Annotated in this window: 33 protein-coding genes; 4 read left to right on the top strand and 29 right to left on the bottom strand. The window is 66.7% G+C overall.

The genetic code is table 11. From position 1 onward, the window contains the following. Positions 1-66: 66 nt before the first annotated feature. The 5 genes from ACODR1_RS20440 to ACODR1_RS20460 form a co-directional block, all read right to left on the bottom strand. Positions 67-1332: a TCR/Tet family MFS transporter gene (locus ACODR1_RS20440; RefSeq protein WP_488882096.1), complete on the bottom strand. Its 1266-nt coding sequence runs from the start codon at positions 1330-1332 to the stop codon at positions 67-69. Positions 1333-1522: 190 nt separating this feature from the next. After that, on the bottom strand, positions 1523-2002 hold the full coding sequence (locus ACODR1_RS20445; protein WP_488882097.1) for an SRPBCC domain-containing protein: 480 nt from the start codon (positions 2000-2002) through the stop codon (positions 1523-1525). Next, entirely contained in the window at positions 1999-2322 is a 324-nt protein-coding gene (locus ACODR1_RS20450; RefSeq protein ID WP_488882098.1) for an ArsR/SmtB family transcription factor, read from the bottom strand. Before ACODR1_RS20450 ends, ACODR1_RS20445 begins: the two co-directional genes overlap by 4 nt. Continuing rightward, positions 2319-2660 carry an MmcQ/YjbR family DNA-binding protein gene (locus tag ACODR1_RS20455; RefSeq protein WP_488882099.1) on the bottom strand — a complete coding sequence of 114 codons (342 nt, stop codon included), beginning with the start codon at positions 2658-2660 and terminating at the stop codon, positions 2319-2321. Before ACODR1_RS20455 ends, ACODR1_RS20450 begins: the two co-directional genes overlap by 4 nt. Continuing rightward, complete coding sequence (locus tag ACODR1_RS20460; RefSeq protein ID WP_488882100.1) at positions 2657-3100, bottom strand: VOC family protein; 444 nt, start codon at positions 3098-3100, stop codon at positions 2657-2659. The genes ACODR1_RS20455 and ACODR1_RS20460 overlap by 4 nt, the downstream gene beginning before the upstream one ends. Positions 3101-3346: 246 nt before the next feature. On the opposite strand from ACODR1_RS20460, the gene ACODR1_RS20465 reads away from it, so the two are divergent. Continuing rightward, positions 3347-5032 (top strand): hypothetical protein, encoded by a 1686-nt coding sequence (locus ACODR1_RS20465; protein ID WP_488882101.1) that lies wholly within the window; start codon positions 3347-3349, stop codon positions 5030-5032. Between the two features lie 46 nt (positions 5033-5078). On the opposite strand, the gene ACODR1_RS20470 is transcribed toward ACODR1_RS20465, so the two are convergent. Beyond that, entirely contained in the window at positions 5079-6359 is a 1281-nt protein-coding gene (locus ACODR1_RS20470) for an alkaline phosphatase family protein (protein ID WP_488882102.1), read from the bottom strand. A gap of 160 nt (positions 6360-6519) precedes the next feature. Between ACODR1_RS20470 and ACODR1_RS20475 the strand changes: the two genes are divergently transcribed. The 3 genes from ACODR1_RS20475 to ACODR1_RS20485 are packed head-to-tail and all read left to right on the top strand — an operon-like array spanning position 6520 to position 8883. After that, the gene (locus ACODR1_RS20475; protein ID WP_488882103.1) at positions 6520-7422 is read left to right on the top strand and encodes an ABC transporter ATP-binding protein; all 903 of its coding nucleotides are present in this window, start codon (positions 6520-6522) and stop codon (positions 7420-7422) included. Continuing rightward, positions 7412-8218 carry a DUF2705 family protein gene (locus ACODR1_RS20480; RefSeq protein WP_488882104.1) on the top strand — a complete coding sequence of 269 codons (807 nt, stop codon included), beginning with the start codon at positions 7412-7414 and terminating at the stop codon, positions 8216-8218. The genes ACODR1_RS20475 and ACODR1_RS20480 overlap by 11 nt, the downstream gene beginning before the upstream one ends. Next, complete coding sequence (locus ACODR1_RS20485; protein WP_488882105.1) at positions 8215-8883, top strand: hypothetical protein; 669 nt, start codon at positions 8215-8217, stop codon at positions 8881-8883. The genes ACODR1_RS20480 and ACODR1_RS20485 overlap by 4 nt, the downstream gene beginning before the upstream one ends. Before the next feature lie 121 nt (positions 8884-9004). Here ACODR1_RS20485 and rplQ read toward each other — a convergent pair whose 3' ends face one another. From rplQ to rplB, 23 genes are all read right to left on the bottom strand, one after another. Beyond that, complete coding sequence (gene rplQ, locus ACODR1_RS20490; RefSeq protein WP_101715823.1) at positions 9005-9418, bottom strand: 50S ribosomal protein L17; 414 nt, start codon at positions 9416-9418, stop codon at positions 9005-9007. Positions 9419-9608: 190 nt separating this feature from the next. Continuing rightward, entirely contained in the window at positions 9609-10625 is a 1017-nt protein-coding gene (locus ACODR1_RS20495) for a DNA-directed RNA polymerase subunit alpha (protein WP_101719247.1), read from the bottom strand. Positions 10626-10698: 73 nt separating this feature from the next. Next, the gene (rpsK, locus tag ACODR1_RS20500) at positions 10699-11088 is read right to left on the bottom strand and encodes a 30S ribosomal protein S11 (RefSeq protein WP_058348453.1); all 390 of its coding nucleotides are present in this window, start codon (positions 11086-11088) and stop codon (positions 10699-10701) included. A 13-nt stretch (positions 11089-11101) separates the two neighbouring features. Beyond that, positions 11102-11470 (bottom strand): 30S ribosomal protein S13, encoded by a 369-nt coding sequence (gene rpsM, locus ACODR1_RS20505; protein ID WP_165262858.1) that lies wholly within the window; start codon positions 11468-11470, stop codon positions 11102-11104. A gap of 172 nt (positions 11471-11642) precedes the next feature. After that, positions 11643-12212 carry an adenylate kinase gene (locus tag ACODR1_RS20510; protein ID WP_058348451.1) on the bottom strand — a complete coding sequence of 190 codons (570 nt, stop codon included), beginning with the start codon at positions 12210-12212 and terminating at the stop codon, positions 11643-11645. A 123-nt stretch (positions 12213-12335) separates the two neighbouring features. Further along, positions 12336-13694: a preprotein translocase subunit SecY gene (gene secY / locus ACODR1_RS20515; RefSeq protein ID WP_277794721.1), complete on the bottom strand. Its 1359-nt coding sequence runs from the start codon at positions 13692-13694 to the stop codon at positions 12336-12338. Positions 13695-13990: 296 nt separating this feature from the next. Further along, positions 13991-14476: a 50S ribosomal protein L15 gene (rplO, locus tag ACODR1_RS20520; RefSeq protein WP_101719244.1), complete on the bottom strand. Its 486-nt coding sequence runs from the start codon at positions 14474-14476 to the stop codon at positions 13991-13993. A 130-nt stretch (positions 14477-14606) separates the two neighbouring features. Continuing rightward, complete coding sequence (gene rpmD, locus ACODR1_RS20525; RefSeq protein WP_058348448.1) at positions 14607-14792, bottom strand: 50S ribosomal protein L30; 186 nt, start codon at positions 14790-14792, stop codon at positions 14607-14609. 3 nt (positions 14793-14795) lie between these two features. After that, complete coding sequence (gene rpsE / locus ACODR1_RS20530; RefSeq protein WP_058348447.1) at positions 14796-15401, bottom strand: 30S ribosomal protein S5; 606 nt, start codon at positions 15399-15401, stop codon at positions 14796-14798. Between the two features lie 10 nt (positions 15402-15411). After that, on the bottom strand, positions 15412-15762 hold the full coding sequence (gene rplR, locus ACODR1_RS20535; RefSeq protein WP_058348446.1) for a 50S ribosomal protein L18: 351 nt from the start codon (positions 15760-15762) through the stop codon (positions 15412-15414). A 3-nt stretch (positions 15763-15765) separates the two neighbouring features. Further along, on the bottom strand, positions 15766-16299 hold the full coding sequence (gene rplF / locus ACODR1_RS20540) for a 50S ribosomal protein L6 (RefSeq protein ID WP_101719243.1): 534 nt from the start codon (positions 16297-16299) through the stop codon (positions 15766-15768). An 18-nt stretch (positions 16300-16317) separates the two neighbouring features. Next, complete coding sequence (gene rpsH, locus ACODR1_RS20545) at positions 16318-16716, bottom strand: 30S ribosomal protein S8 (protein WP_058348444.1); 399 nt, start codon at positions 16714-16716, stop codon at positions 16318-16320. Positions 16717-16726: 10 nt separating this feature from the next. Beyond that, positions 16727-17032, bottom strand: coding sequence for a 30S ribosomal protein S14 (gene rpsN, locus ACODR1_RS20550; protein ID WP_058348443.1), 306 nt, complete (start codon positions 17030-17032; stop codon positions 16727-16729). Positions 17033-17055: 23 nt separating this feature from the next. Further along, positions 17056-17613, bottom strand: coding sequence for a 50S ribosomal protein L5 (gene rplE, locus ACODR1_RS20555; protein WP_109455089.1), 558 nt, complete (start codon positions 17611-17613; stop codon positions 17056-17058). After that, positions 17606-17920: a 50S ribosomal protein L24 gene (gene rplX, locus ACODR1_RS20560; protein WP_488882106.1), complete on the bottom strand. Its 315-nt coding sequence runs from the start codon at positions 17918-17920 to the stop codon at positions 17606-17608. Before rplX ends, rplE begins: the two co-directional genes overlap by 8 nt. Next, the gene (gene rplN, locus ACODR1_RS20565; RefSeq protein ID WP_058348440.1) at positions 17920-18288 is read right to left on the bottom strand and encodes a 50S ribosomal protein L14; all 369 of its coding nucleotides are present in this window, start codon (positions 18286-18288) and stop codon (positions 17920-17922) included. The genes rplX and rplN overlap by 1 nt, the downstream gene beginning before the upstream one ends. Positions 18289-18306: 18 nt before the next feature. Continuing rightward, the gene (rpsQ, locus tag ACODR1_RS20570; RefSeq protein WP_058348439.1) at positions 18307-18546 is read right to left on the bottom strand and encodes a 30S ribosomal protein S17; all 240 of its coding nucleotides are present in this window, start codon (positions 18544-18546) and stop codon (positions 18307-18309) included. Positions 18547-18556: 10 nt separating this feature from the next. Continuing rightward, positions 18557-18748 carry a 50S ribosomal protein L29 gene (gene rpmC / locus ACODR1_RS20575; protein WP_101715812.1) on the bottom strand — a complete coding sequence of 64 codons (192 nt, stop codon included), beginning with the start codon at positions 18746-18748 and terminating at the stop codon, positions 18557-18559. A 5-nt stretch (positions 18749-18753) separates the two neighbouring features. Further along, positions 18754-19185 (bottom strand): 50S ribosomal protein L16, encoded by a 432-nt coding sequence (gene rplP / locus ACODR1_RS20580; RefSeq protein WP_109455088.1) that lies wholly within the window; start codon positions 19183-19185, stop codon positions 18754-18756. Positions 19186-19197: 12 nt separating this feature from the next. Beyond that, positions 19198-19947 carry a 30S ribosomal protein S3 gene (rpsC, locus tag ACODR1_RS20585; protein WP_058348436.1) on the bottom strand — a complete coding sequence of 250 codons (750 nt, stop codon included), beginning with the start codon at positions 19945-19947 and terminating at the stop codon, positions 19198-19200. Beyond that, positions 19947-20327: a 50S ribosomal protein L22 gene (gene rplV / locus ACODR1_RS20590; RefSeq protein ID WP_058348435.1), complete on the bottom strand. Its 381-nt coding sequence runs from the start codon at positions 20325-20327 to the stop codon at positions 19947-19949. The genes rpsC and rplV overlap by 1 nt, the downstream gene beginning before the upstream one ends. A gap of 2 nt (positions 20328-20329) precedes the next feature. Continuing rightward, positions 20330-20608, bottom strand: a complete 279-nt coding sequence (rpsS, locus tag ACODR1_RS20595; RefSeq protein ID WP_035049354.1) for a 30S ribosomal protein S19 — start codon at positions 20606-20608, stop codon at positions 20330-20332. Positions 20609-20611: 3 nt separating this feature from the next. Then, the gene (gene rplB / locus ACODR1_RS20600) at positions 20612-21448 is read right to left on the bottom strand and encodes a 50S ribosomal protein L2 (RefSeq protein ID WP_058348434.1); all 837 of its coding nucleotides are present in this window, start codon (positions 21446-21448) and stop codon (positions 20612-20614) included.

Genomic DNA, 21448 nt, shown 5'->3' on the forward strand with positions numbered 1-21448 from the left:
CCAGCGAGAGCCAGGCACGCGCTCTCGCCCCTTAAACAGCGAAGTTTTCGGGCGCAATCAAGGCGTTCAGCGCGCGGGATCAAGGCCCGGTTCCGCGACGGCCGCCGGACGGGCCCTGCGTGTGTTCAAGATCACCATCAGGCCGCCCAGGGCCAGCAGGCCGGCGATGACCAGCGGCAGGCCCGGCAGGTGCAGGGTCTGCTCGTGGCGCACGGCGAAGGCCAGCGACAGGCCGTAGAGCGCCGGACCGATGATCGCCGTCAGCCCCATGATCGCCGAGTTGGCCCCTTGCAGCTGTCCCTGCTCGCTGGGACCGACCCGCTTGGTCATCATGCCCATCAGGCCGGGCTGGATCAGGGCGGCGAAGGCGCTGACGGCAAGGCCCGAGGCGAAGATCCAGCCGTTGGGCGCGAAGGCGAACACCGCGAACGATACGACGAAGCAGACCAGGCCGACGATCACCGCGCCGCGCTCCTTCAGTCGGTCCACGATCGGCCCGATCAGCAGGGCCTGGACGATCACCCCCAGTATGCCCGACAGCATCATCAGCAGGCCGATCTGGGCGGTGTCCCAGCCGTAGCGATAGCCGGTGTAGAGCACGAAGACGCTGGGATAGGCGTTGTGGGCCAGCTGCATCAGGAAGCTGACCACCCCCAGGCGCGGCAGGTCGGGGTGCGAGCCCAGGAGCTTCAGCGAACCGACGGGGCTGGCCTTGGTCCAGTCGAAGCGGGCGATGCGCTTTTCGGGCGGCAGCGATTCCGGCAGCACCAGCAGGCCGTAGAGCCAGTTCAGCAGGGCCATGGCCGCCGCCACCCAGAACGGCAGGTGCAGGTCGATCTTGCCCAGCAGGCCGCCCAGGGCCGGGCCGGCGATGAAGCCGACGCTCCAGGCCGCCCCGATCAGGCCGAAAGCCTTGGCCCGCCCCTTCTCGGGCGTGACGTCGGCGATGTAGGCCCCCGCCGCCGAGAAGCTGGCCGCCGTGGCTCCGTGGATGATCCGGCCGACGAACAGCCACCAAAGCGTCGGGGCCAGAGCCATGAAGATGTAGTCGACGCCCAGGCCGAAGATCGAGATCAGGATCACCGGCCGTCGCCCGAAGCGATCGGACATCATGCCCAGGATCGGCGAACAGAAGAACTGCATCGTGCCCCAGACCATGCCGAACGCGGCGGTCCACTGCGCCGCCATGTCGGTCTGGCCGCCGGCCATCTGCTTCACCAGGCTGGGCAGGACCGGGATCATCAGCCCCAGCGACAGCACGTCCATCAAGGCGGTGACGAAGATGAAGCCCAGCGCCGCCTTGCGGGCCGGATGGGCGATAGGTTCGGACATGGGACCTCCCGGGGGCGGGATGTTTGACCGCCAGTCGGATAGTCGGCAAGGGGGGCCATCTAGCTCCTCCCCCGGGCAACGGGGGAGGTGGCGCGGCGCGGATACGCGCCGTGACGGAGGGGGCGAGGGAAAGAGCGCCGTGCGCGCGGCCGCCCCCCTCCACCGGCTTCGCCGGTCCCCCTCCCCCGTTTTACGGGGGAGAAGTTAGATGGCCGGCCAATCCCTCCAGAAGCGCCGTCCACCACTGGCCGTGGCGCAGGAGGAAGACCTGATCCGGGAAACCGTGCCGGGCCACGTGCTCGGCAGGAACGGTCTCCCAGCCACGATGCTGGACGGTGACCCGCGTCTCTGCTCCGACGGCCTCGAAGGTGACCTCGACCTCGGTGTCCATGCCCGGTGCGAAGGCGGCCTGACGCCAGCCGAACACCAGCCGTTCGCCGCGCGTCCAGACCCGTACGCGGCCGATCTCGAACGTCTTGCCCGAAGCCAGCCGCTCGACGAGGCGCGCGCCCTCCCCTTGCCCCTCGAAGGCCAGTACGCCCGGCGAGCGCGGGGTGAACGAGAACAAGGGGCTGGGCCGCCACCAGGCGCCGATCTCGCCGACGAAGGCGTCGAACACCCGCTCAGGCGCGGCCTTCATGCGCAGGGCCACGAGGATACGGGCGCTCACGTCTCTTCGACCTCGACATGGGCCTTCAGCGCCAGCAGCTGGTCGCTCCACAGCGCCTCGGCGGCGGCGGCCCAGGCCTTCAGTTCCGCCATAGGCTCGGGCCGCAGGGCGTAGACCCGCACCCGGGCGTCGAACGGCGGGTGGCTCTCCTCGACCAGCCGCGCCTCGCGCAGGGCTCGCAGGTGACGGCTCATGGCTGGCGGCGAGAGGCCGAGCGCCTCTGCAAGGTCGCCCGCCCGGCGCGGACCGTCGGCCAGCAACTCGACCGTCCGTCGGCGATGCGGTTCGGCCAGGGCCGCCAGCGTGCGGTCCAGGCTCATGCGCGGGCGTCCAGTTCCGCCAGGAGACGCTTGCCGGCCTTCAGCCGCCAGGCCTGCTCCAGGGCGCTCTTCAGGGTGGCCTCGTCGACGGCGTCGAGCACGACATTGGTCGCCCCCTTTAGGCCCCAGCCGCCCTTGACCGGAACGAAGGCGGTCGGTTCGGCGGCGACCAGCATCTCCTGCAGGTCGCGGGTCAGTTGGACCATGCCGAAGCGGATGTCGGGATAGCCCAGGGTGGCGAAGATCCGCCCGACCCGAAAGTCCGTCGTGCCCATGTGCGCGCCCTCGACCACGCCCGGCAGGGCCAGCGCCAGGCGGCGAAAGTCGTCGGGGCTCACGCCCAGCCCTGGATCTTCAGGCCGGTGGCGGCCTCGGCCTCCTCGCGGGTGACGGCCTTCACCGTCTGGCCGACCGTCCAGATGTGGCCCTCCAGGTCGCGGCAGCGATAGGTGCGGTCGCCGTAGAACTGGGTGGCCGGCTCCATCAGGATCTCGGCCCCGGCCGCGCGGGCCCGCTGGCAGTGGGCGTCGATGTCGTCCTCGATATGGATGTGCACGGTCTGGGTGTTCTTGCCGCCCAGCGAGGCGGGGCTGGCGTGGTCGGCGCTCCACTCGTTGCCGACCATCACATTGGCCTCGCCCAGCGTCATCTGCGAGTGGGCGAGATTGCCGTCGCCATCCTCGATCAGCAGCACCAGTTCGAAGCCGAACGCCGCCTCCAGCCATTTCAGGGCGGCCTTGGGATCCTTGTAGCAGAGCGCCGAAGTCAGGCGTGCCATGCGAACCTCCAATTTTCAGATACCGATAATATTTCACCCAAAACAAAACTAATTGCAACATTCACCACGAAAGCAACACAAGGTTGTTATGGCCTCAAATTTCGACTTGTGAGTTTGCACGCAAGCGCGGCCTATGTCCGCCGCGCCCCGCGCCTGGAGGGGGCCCGGCCGCGACGTCGGTCGGCGCGAGCGCCCTGTGACCCAGTCTGCTTCAGCGTTTTGCCCTGAAAGACGGAGAGCACGCGCATGCCTACGGTCAAGATCCTCATCGTCACCGACTCCTACAGCGGCGGGTACCGCCGCACCCTGCCCGCCAACGGCGCCGAGCAGTTCCACCTCGGCGAGTTCGTCCATGTGCTGGAGACCACCAGCTGGGACGGCTTCAACATCCAGATCACCAAGGCCCATCGGGACAACGTTCCGGGCACGGGGGCCGACCTGATCGACTTCGACTTCTCGACCCACGATCTCAACCAGTACGACGAGATCTTCATGTTCCCGATCACTCGCGACGGGGCGGCCAGCGCCAGCGCCGCCGAGGTGGCGGCGATCGCCAGGTTCATGGACCGGGGCGGCGGGGTGTTCGCCACCGGCGACCACGAAGACCTCGGCGCCAGCCTGTGCCGGCAGATCCCGCGCGTGCGCTCGATGCGGCGCTGGTACTGGCCCGGGACCGGGCCGCTGGGCGAACCGCCCGCCCCTGTCGGCACAGTCGGCGAAGATCACCTCGAACTGCGGCACGACACACTGCGCGAAGGTCCGGACGACGCCGACACCGAGTACGATTTCGACGACCAGTCCGACAACCGCGGCCAGGAGATCTATCCGCGCTGGTTCAGCTCGATCTCCGGGCGCTACTTCCGCCGCAACTACCCGCACCCGCTGCTGTGCTCGCCCGGCGGCGTGGTTCGCCGCCTTCCCGACCACGCGCACGAAGGACAGTGCGAGGTCCCGGCCAACCTGACCCACACGATCAGCATCCCTGTGCCCGGCCCCACGCCCGACTACAGCGAGGAGGAGTATCCCGTGGGCATCGGCACGACCCAGCGCATCGCGCCGGTGGTGGTGGCCCAGGGCAAGGTGATCGGCGGACACACCACCAACGATCCCGACAAGCCGGCGACCGCCGAGACCAAGCTGTTCGGCGTGATCGGCGCCTATGACGGCCATCTGGTCGAGCGGGCCGGCCGGCGCCTGGGCCGCGTGGCGGTGGACTCCACCTGGCACCACTTCTTCAACGTCAACCTGATCGGCGACAGCACCTCGCCCGAGCTCCGCAAGCGCCAGGGCTTCCTGGCCTCGCTGCTGCCCGGCCAGACCGACGACTACGAGCCGATCAAGGCCTACTTCCGCAACCTCGTCTATTGGCTGATCCCGCACGACCGCCAGATCCTGGTGGTCTACGAGGCCTTCCGGACCATGGCCCGGCGGCCGCAGATGATCGAGTTCCTGCCCAAGCTGGACCGCAAGATCCTGCCCGAGCTGCGGGTGCGCTGGCATCTGAAGCTGGCGGGCCTGGCCGACCACTACTTCGCCAGCGTGCGCGGCGGCTGCTTCACATTGCAGTTCCTGCCGATCGTGCTCTACCCGATCCAGCCGCTGCGCCCGCTGTGGGAGGTGCTGCAGGAGCAGGTCTATCCCTGGAACGCCGGCCTGCGGGTCAAGGAGCGCGGCGAGGTGCTGGATCCCAGGCTGGAGGTCGATCCCAAGATCTTCGCCGACGTGGTCGTGGGCGCGGCCGTGCTGGCGGCCGCCGCGCAGGAGGGCAAGGACGACCTGAAGGGCTGGCTGCGCGACGTGGAGGTGCTGGCCACGCGGGGCCTGCGCGAAGTTCGGGCGTCCCTGGCGGAGAGCCAGAAGCGCAGCAGCGCCGTGATCTCCAGGCTCGACGAGCGCGCCCTGCTCGCCGAACCGTCCCTGACCAAGGCCTGATGGAAAGGGTCCGGCCGGCCGCGACGACCGGCCGGACCGCTTCTGACTAGCGCAGCGCGCCGGCCACCGGGGCCAGCTGGCCGTCGACCTTCTCGGGGCGCACGCCCGTCACCTTGGCCAGCAGCGGATAGACGTCGACATTGTCGAACACCGGCAGGGTCTTGCCCGACTTGAAGGCCGGACCGCGGGCGACGAACACCGCCTGCATCAGGGGATCGGCGTTGTCGAAGCCGTGGGCGCCGCCGTCGCGCTCGGGGCTGGTGCGCTTGGCCTGGGACTCGGCGGTGGTGATGTACCAGCCGGTCTGGGCCGAGCAGACGATCGGGGCGATGCGGCGATTGCTGCCATAGTGCAGACGGGTCGGGATCCTGGCCTTCTCCCAGCAGGTCATGTGCGCCTGCGGCTTGGTCAGGGCGGCGGCGACGGCGGCCTCCTCGCCCTTGTTGGGATAGATGCCGGCGATGGCGCCCAGGCCCACATAGCGCAGCTTGGAGAGGTCGACCGCCTCGTCCAGCACCACGCGCTGCTTGCCCGGCAGCGGGGCCATGCCGTGGTCGGCGACGATGACGATGTTGGTGCGGTCATAGAGGCCGCGGGCTTTGAGGCCCTCGACCAGGCGGGCGATGGCGGTGTCGACGTCGGCGGCGGCCTTGCGCACCTCGGCCGAGTCCGGGCCGTAGCGGTGGCCGGCGCTGTCGACGACGTCGAAATAGAGCGTGGCCAGGCCCAGGGGGGCGTCCTCGGTCTCGTCGATCCACGACAACAGGGTGTCGACCCGGTCGTTGGACGGCTTCTTCTGGTCGAACACGGCCCACTTGGTCGGGCGCACGCCGTCGATCTGGGCTTCCGAGCCCGGCCAGAACATGGTGCCGGTCCTGACGCCCTGCTGCTCGGCGCTGACCCAGATCGGCTTGGCCATTTCCCACCAGCGGCTGTCGGTCACCGCGTCACGATTGCTGAGCGTGAAGGTCACGCCGGGGATCTCTGGATCCTCCATCGTGTTGCCGACGATGCCGTTGTGATCGGGACGCTTGCCGGTGACCAGGGTGTAGTGGTTGGGGAAGGTCAGCGACGGGAACGACGGACGCATGGCCGCCCGCACGCCGTCGTCGGCCAGGGCCTTCATGGCCGGGGTGTCGCCGCGGTCCAGATAGTCGGCGCGGAAGCCGTCGATCGAGATCAGGATGGTCAGCGGCGCCTTGGCCATGGAAGCCTCGGCCTTGGCGGCCTGGGCCAGCGGGCCTTCGGCCACGGGACGCGGCGCGGTCGCGCAGCCTGAGAGGACGGCGATCGCCATGAATGCGGCGAAGCGGGAAAGAGCGGTCATGGCCGGGCCCTGAAGCAAAGAGTCCCGCCCCTATAGGACAGCTCGGCGACAATTCGTATTGCAGTCGCCAAACAACTTGGCCGACCGGCGGTCCATCGCCCATAGTCGCGGCAAGTTCATAAGGGAGTCGTCCGATGTCGCCGCGCCAGGCCTGCGCCGCATGAGTTTCGCGCTCGAGGCCGAAGGGCTGACCAAGACCTACGGCGCCGTGAGGGCGCTGGACGACCTGACCTTGAGGATCCCCGCCGGCGGCGTGTTCGGCGTTCTGGGCCCAAATGGCGCGGGCAAGAGCACCCTCTTCCGCATCGCCATGGGCCTGGTGAGGCCGACCTCGGGCGTTGCGCGGTTGTCGGGCTCGCCGGCCGGCCACGCCTCGTCGCTGCGCCAGGTGGGCGCGATGATCGAGACGCCGCGCTATCCGCCCTACCTGACCGCGCGCGACGCGCTGAAGATGCTGGCCCTGCAAAGCGGCGCCCGCGATGTCGACATCGACGGCTGGCTGGACCGCGTGGGCCTGTCGGGCGCGGCCGACCGCAAGACCTCGACCTATTCGGTGGGCATGAAGCAGCGGCTGGGCCTGGCGGCGGTGTTCTTCACCCGCCCCACCCTGGCCATCCTGGACGAGCCGACCAGCGGCATGGACCCGGCCGGCATCCAGGAGATCCGCGAACTGATCCGCCGCCTGGCCGCCGAGGAAGGCGCAACCATCATCCTGGCCAGCCACCAGCTGGACGAGGTGCGGCGGGTCTGCGACCGCGTGGCGATCCTGGCCAAGGGCAAGCTGGTGGCCGAAGGCCCCGTGGAGACCCTGGCCGGCCGCAAGCCCGCCCTGCGCCTGGTCGCCAGTCCGACGGCCCAGGTGCTGGAGATCCTCGGCGAGCAGGGCGCGGCCGACGGTCCCGACGCCGTGCTGGCCCAGATCGAACGCCACGAGGCTCCCGCCCTGATCCGCGCCCTGGTCGGCGCCGGCGTCGACGTCCACGAGGCCCGCTGGCGCGAGGCCGACCTGGAAAGCGCCTATCTCGACATCCTGCAAGCCAAGGAGCCGGCCGATGCTCGCTGACGCCATCTCCGCCGAACGCTTCCGCCTGCTCAAGGACCGGGGCACGCTGTTCTGGGGCGTGCTGTTCGCCCCGATCGCGGGCCTGGCCCTCAACATCGGCGGTGAACTCTTCGCCCGCAGTCTGATGACGGGCGCCCCGCCCATTCCGGTCGACCTGGTCGGGCGGATGGTCAAGGCGCTGGCCGGCGGCGCCTCGCCGGTCGTGGGACTGTTCGTGCTGATCCTGTCGACCGCGGTGCTGGCCGGCGACTACCGCTGGGAGACCTGGCGGCTGCTGACCCCGCGCAACGGCCGCGTGAACCTGCTGCTGGCCAAGCTGGCGACGGTGGCCGGCGCGGTGGCGATCAGCCTCGTGCTCTACGCCCTGGCCGCGGCCCTGGGCGGGTTGTTCAGCGCTGCGACCAGCGGCGGGGCCCTGGTGGCCTATCGCGGCTCGGCGGGCGTCGACCTCTTGGGGACCTTCGCGATCAGCTGGTTGCAGCTGATGGTGCTGGTGGCCCTGTCGGCCGTGGTGGGCGTCGTCACCCGCTCGACCATGGGCGCGCTGATCGTCGGGCTGGTGTTCGCCGCCATCCAGTCGATCGTCGCCAGCCAGATGCACGAGCCCAGCCTCAAGGCCCTGGCCATCCCGGCCTTCTCGGGCGACCTCCTGAAGACCGTGCTCCTGACGTCGCGCAGCGTCGTCGACGAGCCGGCGCCATGGGCCCTGGCTCTCGGCTTCCTCGCCGCCTGGCTGGCTGGCCTTTCGGCCGCCGCCCTGGCCCTGTTCCAGCGGCAGGACCTGACGCGGGAATGACGAAATCGGTTTCCTTCCCCGCCGCCCGGCTTTCGTGGGCGGCGGCCTTCATGGCGATCGCCGGCGCCGCCTGCGCCGCCCAGCCGGACTTCACGCTCTCGCCCGAGCAGCAGGCGACCATCGAGAAGGCCGCCATCGCCCGCGAGGCGGCCCTGGCCGAGGCGCGCAGATTGCCTGCGCCGACGCCCGCGCCCTCCCCCACCGATCGCAAGCCCGCCGCCTGCCGGATGACCTCCATCGCCGACGTCGCCTTGTGCCGCGAGAAGGTGCGGCTGCAAGGCAAGTGGATCGAACGCGACGCCCGCTACGTACGCGGCGCGGGCGGCGTGGGCTGGCTGGACTTCCAGGGGACCTACGAGATCGTCGCCGGCCGCTACCGCCTGGCCTCCGACGCGCGCGGCGAGGCCCTGCGCCTGTGCTGGGAGCGTGACACCCTGACCTGCGAAACAGTGCTGGGCCCGCGTATCGACCAGTACGGCGGCGACGAGCGATACGTCGTCATCGCCCGACGCGACCTCCCCGACGAGACGCCGCTGTTCTTCTACGTCGAGGTCGAACCCGACGGCCCAGGAAGGATGCACGGCCCGCTGACGGCGGGCGCGTTCGCGCGCGAGAAGCTGAAGCTGGCTCTGCCCGAGTTCGACGGGATCATCGTCAGCCGGTGACGGTCTGCTCCCTCAAGTAGAGAGGGCTCGGAAAAGCCGCCCTCTCCCCCGCCAATACTCCAGAACAGCAAAAAGGCCCCGGATCGCTCCGGGGCCTTCTCGTTTCAGCCTGGGCTGAAGATTAGTCTTCGGCTTCGTTGGCGTAGACCGGACCCGAGTCCTTGCCCTTCTCCGAGACGTCGCGGTCGACGAACTCGATCACGGCCATCGGGGCGTTGTCGCCGTAGCGGAAGCCGGCCTTCAGGACGCGGATGTAGCCGCCCTGACGGTCCTTGTAGCGCGGGCCGAGCACGGCGAAGAGCTTGCCGACTTGCTCGACGTCGCGGACCGAGCTGATGGCCTGACGACGAGCGTGCAGGTCGCCGCGCTTGGCCAGGGTGACCAGCTTCTCGACGATCGGACGCAGTTCCTTGGCCTTCGGCAGGGTGGTGACGATCTGCTCGTGCTTGATCAGCGAGGCCGACATGTTGGCGAACATGGCGGTGCGGTGAGCCGAGGTGCGGCCGAGTTTGCGGTGGGCGTAACCGTGACGCATTTTGTATCTCCTGGGCTCTTGGCCCGAGCGGCGCGAAAGAAGCGCCTGTTGTCACCAGTCCCAGCTCGCTTCCCGGCCGGGTCAGAACGAAGCGCCGGGGCCCTCCACCGCTAGGCGGCTTCAAAAGGCCCAGGCCGCCCTCCGATCCCGAAGGATCGAAAGACGGCCCGGATTCAGCGCGATAGTCGTCTTAGATCTGGTCGTCGAACTTCTTGGCCAGGTCTTCGATGTTTTCCGGCGGCCAGTTCGGCACGTCCATGCCGAGGTGCAGGCCCATGCCGGCGAGCACTTCCTTGATTTCGTTCAGCGACTTGCGACCGAAGTTCGGGGTGCGGAGCATCTCGGCTTCGGTCTTCTGGATCAGGTCGCCGATGTAGACGATGTTGTCGTTCTTCAGGCAGTTGGCCGAACGGACCGACAGTTCCAGCTCGTCGACCTTCTTGAGCAGGGCCGGGTTGAACGGCAGCTCGGGCTTCGTTTCGTCCGCGGCCTTGGCCTTGGGCTCTTCGAAGGTGATGAAGATCTGCAGCTGGTCTTGCAGGATGCGAGCGGCGTAGGCCACGGCGTCCACCGGGGTGACGGCGCCGTTGGTCTCGACTTCCAGGGTCAGCTTGTCACGGTCCAGACGCTGGCCTTCGCGGGTCGGCTCGACCTTGTAGGCCACGCGCTTCACCGGCGAATACAGGGCGTCGACGGCGATCAGGCCGATCGGCGCGTCTTCCGGACGGTTCTGGTCGGCCGGGACGTAGCCCTTGCCGGTGTTGACCGTGAATTCCATGCGCACCGAGCCGCCCTCGTCCAGCGTGCAGAGCACGTGGTCGGGGTTCAGGATTTCGATGTCGGCCGGGGTTTCGATCTGGCCAGCGGTGACCGGACCGGCGCCCGAGGCGCGCAGGGTCATGCGCTTGGGGCCCTCGGCGTGCATGCGCACGGCGAGTTGCTTGATATTCAGAACGATGTCGACGACGTCTTCACGAACGCCCTCGAGCGACGAGAACTCGTGCACCACGCCATCGATCTGGATGGCGGTGACGGCGGCGCCTTGCAGCGACGAGAGGAGAACGCGACGCAGGGCGTTGCCGAGCGTCACACCGAAACCACGCTCGAGCGGTTCAGCGACGATGCGAGCCTTGCGGGTCGCGTCGGCGCCGGTTTCGATCTGCGGCTTCTCAGGACGGATCAGCTCGTTCCAGTTTCTTTCGATCACGTGGTGTCCCTTGAACGCGACTCGCCGGCCGCGTTTGACGCAGCCGGCGAAGGAGAATTGGATCTAAAAAATACTAGACGCGACGGCGCTTGGGCGGACGGCAGCCGTTGTGCGGGATCGGCGTGACGTCGCGGATCGTCGTGATGGTCATGCCGACGGCCTGCAGGGCGCGCAGGGCCGATTCACGACCCGAACCCGGACCCGAAACGTTGACTTCCAGGGTCTTCACGCCGTGTTCCGCAGCCTTCTTGCCCGCGTCTTCGGCGGCCATCTGAGCGGCATACGGGGTCGACTTGCGCGAGCCCTTGAAGCCCATCATGCCGGCGCTCGACCAGGAGATGGTGTTCCCCTGAGCGTCCGTGATGGTGATCATGGTGTTGTTGAACGAGGCGTTCACGTGCGCCACGCCCGAGGTGATGTTCTTGCGTTCGCGCTTTTTAACGCGACCCGGTTCCTTGGCCATCGGTCAGGCTACCTTACTTCTTCTTGCCGGCGATCGGCTTGGCCGGACCCTTGCGGGTACGAGCGTTCGTGTGGGTGCGCTGGCCGCGGACCGGCAGGCCCTTGCGGTGACGCAGGCCGCGGTAGCAGGCCAGGTCCATCAGACGCTTGATGTTCATCGAGTTTTCGCGACGCAGGTCGCCTTCCACGGTGAAATCACGGTCGATCGTTTCACGGATCTGAAGGACTTCCGCGTCGGTCAGTTGATTGACGCGACGGGCGTCCTCGATGCCCACCTTCGTGACGATGTCACGAGCGGACTTCGGGCCGATGCCGTGAATATACTGAAGCGCGATGACAACGCGCTTGTTCGTCGGGATGTTGACGCCTGCGATACGGGCCACGTCTAATGTTCTCCTAGTCACGCACCAAAGACGCGAACGGCGCGCTCGGCCCGATCCGAAGACCCAGACCGACGCGCACAGATCGCGCCCTTTCGCGGAAGCGCCCCGTTATAGGGATCGTTGCGCATCCGTCAATGGCGGAATCCGTTCTGGGAACGGATTCCATTAAAACTTACGCCACGACCGTGAGGGTCGCGTCGATCGAAGCGGCGACGGCTTCCACCGCCCCCATGCCGTCCACTTCCACCAGCTTGCCTTGCTCGCGATAGTACGGGAGCAGCGGCGCGGTGTCGGCGTTGTAGCGGGCCAGACGGTTCACGAAGGTCTCGGGGTTGTCGTCCGACCGCCCCTGCTCCGCGTATCGCTTGGTGATCCGCTCGATCAAGGCGGGCTCGTCTACTTCGAGTCGCACGACGGAGTCGATCTTCTGGCCGCGCTTGGCCAGCATGACGTCCAGCGCCTGCGCTTGCGCCACGGTGCGGGGGAAGCCGTCGAAGATGGCGCCGCCGGCCGCCTCGGCCTCGGGCAGGCGCTCCTCGATGAGGGCGATGACGATTTCGTCGGTGACCAGGTCGCCGCGATCCAGCACGCCCTTGACCTTCTGCCCGAGCTCGGAGCCCGAGGCGATCGCCGCGCGCAGCATGTCGCCGGTCGACAGCTGGACCATGCCGCGTTGCTCGACCAGTCGCTTGGCCTGGGTGCCCTTGCCCGCCCCGGGAGGGCCAAACAGGATCAAGTTCATAAAAGCCCCTTCACGCGTTTCCCAGGGTCTGACGCCCCTCACCGAGGGCAGACCTAGAATGCGTTCAAAGAAAACGGAAGCCGGATTGTGACAATCCGGCTTCCGGGTGGTTTCACGCTTGCGTCAGCGACCGCCGCGGCCGCCGCGCAACTTCGACTTCTTGATCAGGCCCTCGTACTGGTGCGCCAGCAGGTGGGACTGGATCTGCGCCACGGTGTCCATGGTCACCGTCACCACGATCAGGATCGAGGTGCCGCCGAGGGCGAAGTTCTTGTTGCCAAGAGCGCCCATCAACAATTCCGGGAAAAGACAGACGGCGGTGATGTAGGCCGCGCCAATCACCGTCAGGCGGGTAAGCACATAGTCGAGGTACTCGGCCGTGCGCTTGCCCGGACGGATGCCCGGCAGGAAGCCGCCGTACTTGCGAAGGTTCTCGGCCGTCTCGTCCGGATTGAACACCACCGAGGTGTAGAAGAACGAGAAGAAGATGATCAGGCCGGCATAGCTGAGCATGAACAGCGGCTGGCCGTGCTGCATGGCGCCGACCACGGGCGGCAGCCACTGGGCCCAGTTGGGCAGGTTGGCCGGGTTCAGGAACTGCATGGCGGTCGTCGGCAGCAGCAGCAGCGACGAGGCGAAGATCGGCGGGATGACGCCCGCGGTGTTGATCTTCAGCGGCAGGAACGAGCTGTCGCCGCCGACCATGCGGTTGCCTTGCTGGCGCTTGGGATAGTGCACCAGCAGGCGGCGCTGCGAGCGCTCCATGAACACGATGGCGAAGATCACCGCCACGGCGAGCACGAAGATCACCATCAGCGGGAAGTAGTTGCCGGTGTTCTGGGCGGTGACGAACAGCTGGCCAAGACCGCGCGGCAGGGCCGCTACGATGCCGGCGAAGATGATCAGGGACACGCCGTTGCCCACGCCGCGGCTGGTGATCTGCTCGCCCAGCCACATCAGGAACAGGGTGCCGCCGGTCAGCGAGACCACGGTCGACAGGACGAAGAACCAGCCCGGCAGTTCCGAATAGACCAGGTTCGGCTGGCTCTGCAGGCCGACGGCGATCGAGAACGACTGCACCAGGGCCAGGATGACGGCCAGGTAGCGGGTATACTGGTTGAGGGTCTTGCGGCCGGCTTCGCCGCCTTCCTTCTTCAGCTTCTCCCACGGCGGATACACCGAGCCCATCAGCTGCACGATGATCGATGCGCTGATGTAGGGCATCACGTTCAGCGAGAAGATGGCCATACGCTCGACGGCGCCGCCCGAGAACATGTTGAACATGCCCAGGATGCCCTTCGACTGGCCGGCGAAGGCGCTGGCGAAGGCTTCCGGGTTGATGCCCGGGATCGGCACGTAGGTGCCCAGGCGGAACACCACCAGGGCGATGAGCGTAAACCAGATGCGCTTGTGAAGTTCGGTGGCCTTCTGGAAGGACCCGAAGTTCATGTTGGCTGCGAGCTGTTCGGCGGCCGAGGCCATTCAATTCCCCACGACGAGAGCGCGGCCGGATCGTCGAAGGCGACGACGCGGAGCGCGCTCCAAGTATTGTACGGGGCCTGGCCGAAGCGTCGGCGGAATCGCCAATCGCTGGGCGTAGGCCCCAGTGCGGAGCCACACATAGGTGAGGCTCGCCGTGATGTCACGGCGAGCCTCGAAAGAACGTCATCCCGATGGGGCTTTATGGCGGGCTGGTGCGCAAAGGCCCCTACCCCGCCCGGCTCCCGGGCCGCCCGCCAGGACCACCTGGCTGGACGGCTCGGGATGACTCTGTGGTCTTAGGCTTCGGCTTGCGCCTTGGCCTTCTTGGTCACGGTGACCGAACCACCGGCGGCCTCGACGGCCTTGATGGCGGCTTCGGTGGCCGAGTAGACGGTCAGCTTCAGGGCCGACTTGATTTCGCCCTTGCCCAGCAGCTTCACGCCGTCGAGTTCACGACGGATGACGCCAGCGGCGACCAGGTCGGCGACCGAGACGTCAGCGCCGGCCTTCAGCTTGCCGGCTTCGACGGCTTGTTCCAGGCGCCACAGGTTCACTTCAGCGAACTCGAGGCGGAAGGGGTTGTTGAAGCCGCGCTTCGGCATGCGCATGTGCAGCGGCATTTGACCGCCTTCGAAGCCGTTGATGGCGACGCCCGAGCGCGCCTTCTGCCCCTTCACACCGCGACCGGCGGTCTTGCCCTTGCCCGAGCCCGGGCCGCGGCCGACGCGCATGCGGCCCTTGGTGGAGCCGGGAGCCGGAGCCAGTTCGTTCAGCTTGGTCATATGTGCCTCTCCTTGGAGATCTGCGCCCGGCCACGAGGCCGGACTCGGCTGCCCTTTCGGGCGGTTTCTTCAAACGAAAACCACCCCGGCTTTCACCGGGGTGGCGATCTTGGGTCGTCGTGTAACAGACTTACTCGACGATTTCCAGCAGGTGCGCGACCTTGCGGATCATGCCGCGGACCGACGGGGTGTCTTCCAGCGTGGACACGCGGCCCAGCTTGTTGAGACCCAGACCGGCGAGCGTAGCGCGCTGGTCCTTTTCGCGACGGATCGGGCTGCCGGTTTGGCGGACCGTGACTTGCTTAGCTTCAGCCATGACTTAGCCCTCGATGGCTTCCGGCGACGAAGCGCCGTCGGCGCGACGGCCGAGGATGTCGCCAACCTTCTTGCCGCGCTTGGCGGCGATCTGGCGGGGCGACGACTGGACCTTCAGGGCTTCGAACGTGGCGCGGACCATGTTGTACGGGTTCGAGGAACCCGTCGACTTGGCCACGACGTCCTGGACGCCCAGGGTTTCGAGAACCGCACGCATCGGACCACCGGCGATGACGCCCGTGCCGGGAGGGGCAGCGCGCATCATGACCTTGCCAGCGCCCCAACGGCCAGCGCCGTCGTGGTGCAGGGTACGCGACTCGCGGAGCGGGACGCGGATCATGGTCTTCTTGGCTTCTTCGGTCGCCTTGCGGATGGCTTCCGGCACTTCACGCGCCTTGCCATGACCGAAGCCGACGCGGCCCTTTTGGTCGCCAACGACCATCAGAGCGGCGAAGCTGAAGCGACGGCCGCCCTTCACGGTGGCGGCGACGCGGTTGATGTGGACGAGCTTTTCGACGATGTCGCTGTCGACCCGCTCTTCGGGGGCGTTGCGGTCGCGACGGTCACGGCGTTGACCGCCTTCACCGCGCTGTTGGTCACCACGAGCCATTGTGTTTCCCTTAGAAGTTCAGGCCGGCTTCGCGCGCGGCGTCGGCCAGGGCTTTCACCCGTCCGTGGAAGATGTAGCCGCCACGATCGAAGACGACGTCCTTGACGCCCTTTTCGATCGCGCGCTCGGCGACGAGCTTGCCGACGGCGGCCGCAGCGTCCTTATCCGCGCCCTTGCCTTCGGCTTCCAGGGTGGAAGCCGACGCCAGGGTCACGCCGCGTTCATCATCGATGACCTGGGCGTAGATGTTCTTGGACGAGCGGAAGACCGACAGGCGCGGACGGCCGTTGGCCAGCGACTTGAGGCGGGTCCGGTTGCGCTGAGCGCGCTTGGCCGCCGATTCACGAGGAGAGAGCGCCATGGCTTACTTCTTCTTGCCTTCCTTGCGGCGAACCTTCTCGCCAGCATAGCGCACGCCCTTGCCCTTGTACGGCTCAGGCGGACGAATGCGGCGGATCTTCGCGGCAATCTCGCCGACCGCCTGCTTGTCGATGCCGGCGATCTTGATTTCGGTTTGCTTCGGCACAGCGAAGGTGACGCCGGCCGGAGCCTCAACGTCCACGTCGTGGCTGAAACCGAGTTGGAGGCTCAGGGCGGTGCCCTTCATGGCGGCGCGGTAACCGACGCCGACCAGCTCGAGGCTTTCCTCGAAGCCGGCGGTGACGCCGTGCACCATGTTGGCCACCAGAGTGCGGGACAGACCCCACATGCCCTTGGCGCGCTTCGTGTCGACGCGCGGAGTCAGCAGGAGCTCAGCGCCCTCTTGCTTGACTTCGACTTCGTCGGCGATCGTCCACGACAGCTGACCCTTCGGGCCCTTCACCGTGACCGTCTGACCCGCGAGCGTGACTTGCACGCCCGAGGGGATTGCGACGGCTTTCTTACCGATACGTGACATGCTCTTTCCCTCCCGCGCCTAGTAGACGCGGCAGAGGACTTCGCCGCCGACGTTAGCGTCGCGTGCAGCGGTGTCCGACATGACGCCCTTCGGCGTCGACAGGATCGAGATGCCCAGGCCGTTCTTGATCGGCTTGAGGTCCTTGATCGACGAATAGACGCGACGGCCAGGCTTGGACACGCGGCTGATCTCGGCGATCACGGGCTCACCGTCGAAGTACTTGAGCTCGATCTCGAATTCGGGGAACGCACCGGGCTTCTCGACCAGCGAGTAGCCGCGGATGTAGCCCTCGTCGGCCAGCACGTCGAGGACGCGGGCGCGCAGCTTGGAAGCCGGCGTCGAGACCTTGTTGCGCTTGCGCAGGGCGGCGTTCTTGATGCGAGCGATCATGTCGCTCAGGGGGTCGTTCATCGACATCTGATCGTCCTCACCAGCTCGACTTGACGAGGCCGGGGATCAGGCCTTGCGAACCAAGTTCGCGAAGGGCCACACGGCTCATCTTAAGCTTGCGGTAATAGGCGCGCGGACGGCCCGTGACTTCGCAGCGGTTGCGGATGCGGATCGGCGAGCTGCTGCGGGGCAGCTTCGCCAGCTTGAGGCGAGCCTCGAAGCGTTCCTCGAGCGGCAGGGTCTCGTCGTTGGCGATCGCCTTCAGCGCGGCGCGCTTTTCGGCGTATTGCTTGACGAGAGCCTTGACGGCTTCGTTGCGGTTGACGGCGCTTTTCTTGGCCATGGTTTCTTTCCCTTCCCGCTCTCTTAGTTGACGAACGGGAACTGGAATTCCTTCAGGAGAGCCTTGGCTTCCTGGTCGGACTTCGCAGTGGTGCAGACGATGATGTCCATGCCCCAGATCTGCTCGATCTGGTCATAGTTGATTTCCGGGAACACCAGGTGCTCCTTCAGGCCCATGGCGTAGTTGCCACGGCCGTCGAAGCTCTTGCCGTTCAGACCACGGAAGTCCTTCACGCGCGGCAGCGCGATCGTGACCAGGCGGTCGAGGAATTCAAACATCCGGTCCTTGCGAAGGGTGACCTTCGCGCCGACCACCATGCCTTCGCGCAGCTTGAAGCCGGCGATCGACTTGCGGGCGCGGGTCGCGACGGGCTTTTGGCCGGCGATCGCTTCCAGTTCCTTCAGAGCCAGCTGGGCCTTCTTGGAGTCGGCCACGGCTTCGCCGATACCCATGTTCAGGACGATCTTGTCCAGCTTGGGGATCTGCATCTCGTTGGTGTAGCCGAACTGCTCCTTCATCGCGGCGCGGATGCGCTCGCGATAGACGGTCTTCAGCCGGGGCTCGTAAGCTTGATCAGCCATTGATCACCTCGCCGGTCGTCTTGGCGACGCGCACCTTCTTGTCGCCTTCGATCTTGAAGCCGACGCGGGTGGGCTTGCCATTGGAGTCCACGACGGCGACGTTCGAGACGTGCAGCGCGGCTTCCTTGTGCTTGATGCCGCCCTGGGGGTCGGCTTGGGTCGGCTTGGTGTGGCGGGCGACCATGTTCACGCCCTCCACGACAACCCGGTTATCCTTCGGCAGGACTTGGGTCACAGCGCCTTGCTTGCCCTTGTCCTTGCCGGCGAGAACGACGACGCGGTCGCCCTTCTTGATCTTAGCAGCCATTACAGCACCTCCGGCGCGAGGGAGATGATCTTCATGTGGTTCTTGGCGCGCAGTTCACGGGGAACCGGGCCGAAGATCCGCGTGCCGACCGGCTCGCTCTGCTTGTTGACGATGACGGCCGCGTTCTTGTCGAAGCGGATCATCGAACCGTCTTTGCGCTTCAGGCCTTGGTTCACGCGAACCACGACGGCGCGCAGAACGTCACCCTTCTTCACGCGACCGCGCGGGATGGCTTCCTTCACGGAGACGACGATGACGTCGCCAACGCTGGCGTAGCGACGGCCTGCGCCGCCCAACACCTTGATGCACATGACCCGGCGAGCGCCAGAGTTGTCGGCGACGTCCAGGTTAGTTTGCATCTGGATCATGGTTTAGACCTTCCAGACTTAGGCCGAAGCCTTGGGAAGGGCTTCCCAGGTCTTCAGCTTGGACTTCGGAGCGCACTCGACGATGCGAATGGTTTCGCCCGTCTTGTACACATTGGCTTCGTCGTGCGCGTGGTACTTCTTAGAGCGGCGCACGATCTTCTTGAGAAGGGGGTGAACGATGGTGCGTTCCACCTTCACCACAACGGTCTTGTCACCCTTATCGGAGACGACGACCCCTTCGAGGATACGCTTGGGCATATCGTTCTCCTTACGCCGCGGCCTTGGCGCGCAGCACGGTCTTGATCCGCGCGATATCCTTGCGGATTTCGTTCACGCGGTGGGTCTTCTCGACCTGACCCGTGGCGGCCTGGAAGCGCAGGTTGAACTGCTCTTTCTTCAGGTTGATCAGGGTTTCGGCGAGTTGATCGGGGGTCAGGCCCCGGATGTCGGCGATCTTCATGAGCCTCAAGCCTCCACGGCCACGCCCGCGTCGAGGCGGGTGACCACACGAGTGCGGATCGGCAGCTTCGCCGCGCCGAGGCGCAGCGCTTCACGCGCGACATCGTCCGGCACGCCGTCGATTTCGAACATGATGCGGCCGGGGGCCACGCGAGCGGCCCAGTAATCGACGGCGCCCTTGCCCTTACCCATCCGGACTTCGGCCGGCTTGCCGGTGACCGGCACGTCGGGGAAGATACGGATCCAGACGCGGCCTTGACGCTTCATCTGGCGGGTGATGGCGCGACGAGCAGCTTCGATCTGGCGAGCCGTGATGCGCTCCGGCTCAACGGCCTTGAGGCCGTAGGAGCCGAAGTTCAGCAGGGTGCCGCCCTTCGAGGCGCCGTGGATGCGGCCCTTGAACTGCTTGCGGAACTTGGTTTTCTTCGGTGACAGCATAGCGCTCTATCCTTAGTCCCGATTGCGGCGGCCGCGGTCGCCGCGGTCCGGGCGATCGCCGCGCTCACGTCCACCGCCTTCACCGGCCGGGCCGGATTCGGAAGCGAGACGCTTGTCCAGCGCCATCGGGTCATGCTCCAGCACTTCGCCTTTGAAGATCCAGGTCTTCACGCCGATGATGCCGTAGGTGGTCTTGGCTTCAGCGAAACCGTAGTCGATGTCCGCGCGCAGGGTGTGCAGCGGAACGCGACCTTCGCGGTACCATTCCATGCGGGCGATTTCGGCGCCGCCGAGGCGGCCCGAGACGTTGATCCGGACGCCCTTGGCGCCGAGACGCACGGCCGACTGGATCGAACGCTTCATCGCACGACGGAAGGCGATCCGGCGCTCGAGTTGCTGAGCGATGGACTCGGCGACCAGCTGAGCGTCGGTTTCCGGCTTGCGGATCTCGACGATGTTCAGGTGGACTTCGCCTTCGGTCATCACCGAGAGGTCCTTGCGGAGCTTCTCGATGTCAGCGCCCTTCTTGCCGATGATGACGCCCGGACGAGCGGCATAGATCGTGATGCGGCACTTCTTGTGCGGGCGCTCGATGATGATGCGCGAGACGCCAGCTTGGTACAGGCGCTTCTTCAGGGCGGCGCGGATGGCCAGGTCCTGGTGCAGCATCTTGCCGTACTGGTCGCCGTCGGAGAACCAACGGCTGTCCCAGGTGCGGTTCACGCCGAGCCGCAGCCCGACCGGATTGACTTTCTGACCCATTAGGCGGCCTCACCCAGTTCGCGGACCACGATCGTGATCTCGGAGAACGGCTTTTCCACGCGCGTCGCACGACCGCGGGCGCGGGGCGAGAAGCGCTTCATCACCAGGTTCTTGCCCACATAGGCCTCGGACACGACCAGAGAGTCGATGTCGAGGTTGTGGTTGTTCTCGGCGTTCGAGATCGCCGAGTACAGCGCCTTGCGGACGTCTTGGGCGATGCGCTTGTGGCTGAATTCGAGCTCGTTCAGAGCGCGCTGGACGTTCAGGCCACGGATGGACTGAGCGACCAGGTTCAGCTTGCGGGCGCTGGTGCGCAGGGTGCGCACCTTGGCCATCGCCTCAACGCCTTCAAGGCGGCGAGCTTGCTTTTGCTTGGCCATGATTACTTCCTCTTGGCCTTCTTGTCGGCAGCGTGGCCCGGGAAGTTACGCGTGGGAGCGAACTCGCCGAACTTCATGCCGACCATGTCTTCCGACACGGAGACCGGGACGTGCTTCTGGCCGTTGTGCACGCCGAACACCAGGCCGACGAACTGCGGCATGATGGTCGAACGACGCGACCAGGTCTTGATGACGTCCTTGCGGCCCGACGACAGAGCGGCGTCGGCCTTCTTCAGGAGGTACCCGTCGACAAACGGGCCTTTCCAGACGGAGCGGGTCATGGCTTAGCGGCCCTTCTTCGCTTTGTGGCGCGAACGGATGATGAACTTGTCCGTGGCCTTGTTGACGCGGGTCTTGGCGCCCTTGGTCGGCTTACCAGCCGGGGTCACCGGGTGGCGGCCGCCCGAGGTGCGGCCTTCACCACCACCGTGGGGGTGGTCGACCGGGTTCATGGCGACGCCGCGGACGTGCGGGCGACGCCCCATGTGACGAACACGACCGGCCTTGCCGAGGTTTTCGTTCATGTGGTCGGGGTTCGAAACCGCGCCGACGGTGGCCATGCACGTGTCGAGGACCATGCGCAGCTCGCCCGAGTTCAGGCGGATCTGGGCGTAGCCGGCGTCACGACCGACCAGCTGGGCGTAGGCGCCAGCCGAACGGGCGATCTGGCCGCCCTTGGCGGGCTTCAGTTCGACGTTGTGGATGATCGTGCCGATCGGCAGCGTGCGCAGCGGCGAGGCGTTGCCCGGCTTCACGTCGACCTTCTCGGCGGTGACGACTTCGTCGCCGGCCTTGAGGCGTTGCGGGGCCAGGATGTAGGCCAGCTCGCCGTCCTGATACTTGATCAGGGCGATGAACGCGGTGCGGTTCGGATCGTACTCGAGGCGAACGACCGTGGCCGTGCCTTGCTTACGACGCTTGAAGTCCACCAGACGGTAGAGGCGCTTGGCGCCGCCGCCGCGGAAGCGAACGGCGATACGACCGTTGCCGCCACGACCGCCCGACTTCGAGAGGCCCTCAACGAGCTTCTTTTCCGGGCGACCCTTGTGGAGTTCGCTGCGATCGATCAGCACCAGGCCGCGCTGGCCGGGGCTGGTCGGGTTAAAGTGCTTCAAGGCCAT

It is taken from the genome of Caulobacter sp. FG7, from assembly GCF_057808875.1.

Bases quoted from the DNA above. Each gene is read 5' to 3' on its own strand.
- ACODR1_RS20440 (WP_488882096.1), bottom strand. From the start codon at position 1,332: ATGTCCGAACCTATCGCCCATCCGGCCCGCAAGGCGGCGCTGGGCTTC.
- ACODR1_RS20450 (WP_488882098.1), bottom strand. From the start codon at position 2,322: ATGAGCCTGGACCGCACGCTGGCGGCCCTGGCCGAACCGCATCGCCGA.
- ACODR1_RS20460 (WP_488882100.1), bottom strand. From the start codon at position 3,100: ATGGCACGCCTGACTTCGGCGCTCTGCTACAAGGATCCCAAGGCCGCC.
- ACODR1_RS20465 (WP_488882101.1), top strand. From the start codon at position 3,347: ATGCCTACGGTCAAGATCCTCATCGTCACCGACTCCTACAGCGGCGGG.
- ACODR1_RS20470 (WP_488882102.1), bottom strand. From the start codon at position 6,359: ATGACCGCTCTTTCCCGCTTCGCCGCATTCATGGCGATCGCCGTCCTC.
- ACODR1_RS20475 (WP_488882103.1), top strand. From the start codon at position 6,520: ATGAGTTTCGCGCTCGAGGCCGAAGGGCTGACCAAGACCTACGGCGCC.
- ACODR1_RS20480 (WP_488882104.1), top strand. From the start codon at position 7,412: ATGCTCGCTGACGCCATCTCCGCCGAACGCTTCCGCCTGCTCAAGGAC.
- ACODR1_RS20485 (WP_488882105.1), top strand. From the start codon at position 8,215: ATGACGAAATCGGTTTCCTTCCCCGCCGCCCGGCTTTCGTGGGCGGCG.
- rplQ (WP_101715823.1), bottom strand. From the start codon at position 9,418: ATGCGTCACGGTTACGCCCACCGCAAACTCGGCCGCACCTCGGCTCAC.
- rpsK (WP_058348453.1), bottom strand. From the start codon at position 11,088: ATGGCCAAGGAACCGGGTCGCGTTAAAAAGCGCGAACGCAAGAACATC.
- ACODR1_RS20510 (WP_058348451.1), bottom strand. From the start codon at position 12,212: ATGAACTTGATCCTGTTTGGCCCTCCCGGGGCGGGCAAGGGCACCCAG.
- secY (WP_277794721.1), bottom strand. From the start codon at position 13,694: ATGGCCTCGGCCGCCGAACAGCTCGCAGCCAACATGAACTTCGGGTCC.
- rplO (WP_101719244.1), bottom strand. From the start codon at position 14,476: ATGACCAAGCTGAACGAACTGGCTCCGGCTCCCGGCTCCACCAAGGGC.
- rpmD (WP_058348448.1), bottom strand. From the start codon at position 14,792: ATGGCTGAAGCTAAGCAAGTCACGGTCCGCCAAACCGGCAGCCCGATC.
- rpsE (WP_058348447.1), bottom strand. From the start codon at position 15,401: ATGGCTCGTGGTGACCAACAGCGCGGTGAAGGCGGTCAACGCCGTGAC.
- rplR (WP_058348446.1), bottom strand. From the start codon at position 15,762: ATGGCGCTCTCTCCTCGTGAATCGGCGGCCAAGCGCGCTCAGCGCAAC.
- rplF (WP_101719243.1), bottom strand. From the start codon at position 16,299: ATGTCACGTATCGGTAAGAAAGCCGTCGCAATCCCCTCGGGCGTGCAA.
- rpsH (WP_058348444.1), bottom strand. From the start codon at position 16,716: ATGTCGATGAACGACCCCCTGAGCGACATGATCGCTCGCATCAAGAAC.
- rpsN (WP_058348443.1), bottom strand. From the start codon at position 17,032: ATGGCCAAGAAAAGCGCCGTCAACCGCAACGAAGCCGTCAAGGCTCTC.
- rplE (WP_109455089.1), bottom strand. From the start codon at position 17,613: ATGGCTGATCAAGCTTACGAGCCCCGGCTGAAGACCGTCTATCGCGAG.
- rplX (WP_488882106.1), bottom strand. From the start codon at position 17,920: ATGGCTGCTAAGATCAAGAAGGGCGACCGCGTCGTCGTTCTCGCCGGC.
- rplN (WP_058348440.1), bottom strand. From the start codon at position 18,288: ATGATCCAGATGCAAACTAACCTGGACGTCGCCGACAACTCTGGCGCT.
- rpsQ (WP_058348439.1), bottom strand. From the start codon at position 18,546: ATGCCCAAGCGTATCCTCGAAGGGGTCGTCGTCTCCGATAAGGGTGAC.
- rpmC (WP_101715812.1), bottom strand. From the start codon at position 18,748: ATGAAGATCGCCGACATCCGGGGCCTGACCCCCGATCAACTCGCCGAA.
- rplP (WP_109455088.1), bottom strand. From the start codon at position 19,185: ATGCTGTCACCGAAGAAAACCAAGTTCCGCAAGCAGTTCAAGGGCCGC.
- rpsC (WP_058348436.1), bottom strand. From the start codon at position 19,947: ATGGGTCAGAAAGTCAATCCGGTCGGGCTGCGGCTCGGCGTGAACCGC.
- rplV (WP_058348435.1), bottom strand. From the start codon at position 20,327: ATGGCCAAGCAAAAGCAAGCTCGCCGCCTTGAAGGCGTTGAGGCGATG.
- rpsS (WP_035049354.1), bottom strand. From the start codon at position 20,608: ATGACCCGCTCCGTCTGGAAAGGCCCGTTTGTCGACGGGTACCTCCTG.
- rplB (WP_058348434.1), bottom strand. From the start codon at position 21,448: ATGGCCTTGAAGCACTTTAACCCGACCAGCCCCGGCCAGCGCGGCCTG.